Annotated in this window: 1 protein-coding gene; it reads right to left on the minus strand. The window is 62.0% G+C overall.

The features are described from left to right. Window positions 1-32 precede the first annotated feature (32 nt). Window positions 33-854, minus strand: a complete 822-nt coding sequence (locus tag NDI65_RS22155; protein ID WP_310894443.1) for an IS5 family transposase — start codon at window positions 852-854, stop codon at window positions 33-35. Window positions 855-926: the final 72 nt, after the last annotated feature.

The raw sequence follows: 926 nt of genomic DNA on the forward strand, positions 1-926 counted from the left end.
TGCTCTGTAGGATCGGTATACGGCGCTTGATTTCATGGATATCTCACGCTCCGGCGAAGATTGTAGACGGTGCATTTGAGCACCATTTCACGGAGCTCCAGGTGCCAGCTTCGCGCACGCACGGCTGCGCCGAGCGTGCGCTTGAGGCTTGAGAAGACGGTTTCGACCATCCAGCGGCGGTTGTAGCGCATCGAACTCATCCGTGCGTTGTGCGCGAGATCGAGCGAAGAGTAGATCCGGTGCTTGATGAGCGGACGAACTCCGCCGCCGCGGAGTTCGTCGCGGAACGGTTTGCCGTCGTAGCCCCGGTCAGCCGCCAACGAGAGCAGGTCGCCCGCGTTCCGGCGGGCGACCTGCGGGCCGATCTTCGCGTCGTGTTTCTTTGTGGTTGTGCAGTGGACGTCGGTGACGTACAGCGTTTCGACGTCCACGAGCGCGGTGACTTTCAGCGACCGGACGCGATAGTGTGCTCGCTGGGCGTAGTACCGCGACGGTTGGTCGCGGTCGAAGCCCGTCGAATCGATGGCGGCGTGGCCAGTGCGTTTCTCCGCCGACGCGCGGAGAAACGCACGCCAGGTCGTCGTCGGAAGCTTCTCGAACCAATCGCGGAGGACGGTGAAGTGGGGCAACCGCGTGAGGCCTATCTCTTCGAGCACGCCCGGCATTTCTGAGAGCAAGTCGATCGTCTGGCGATAGGACTTGCCAAGCTCGATGCGCAGGACATGAAGTGTGAGCATTGCCCAGTCGGCGAACCCGCGACCCCCGACGGGGTCGGCGGGTTCGCCGGGGTTCTCGACAACAGTTTTAGCAGTAGCAACCGTAACTCGGGTGAGGCGGCGGAATTCCGAACTCAAGACAATCTGCCGCTTCGCTTTCTACCGAGATAACGGAGTCGCCCTGCCGCAGTCTAGCGATCCTACAGAGCA

Origin of the sequence: Haloferax sp. S2CR25 (assembly GCF_031624535.1) — an archaeon.
GTDB classification, from domain to species: domain Archaea; phylum Halobacteriota; class Halobacteria; order Halobacteriales; family Haloferacaceae; genus Haloferax; species Haloferax massiliensis.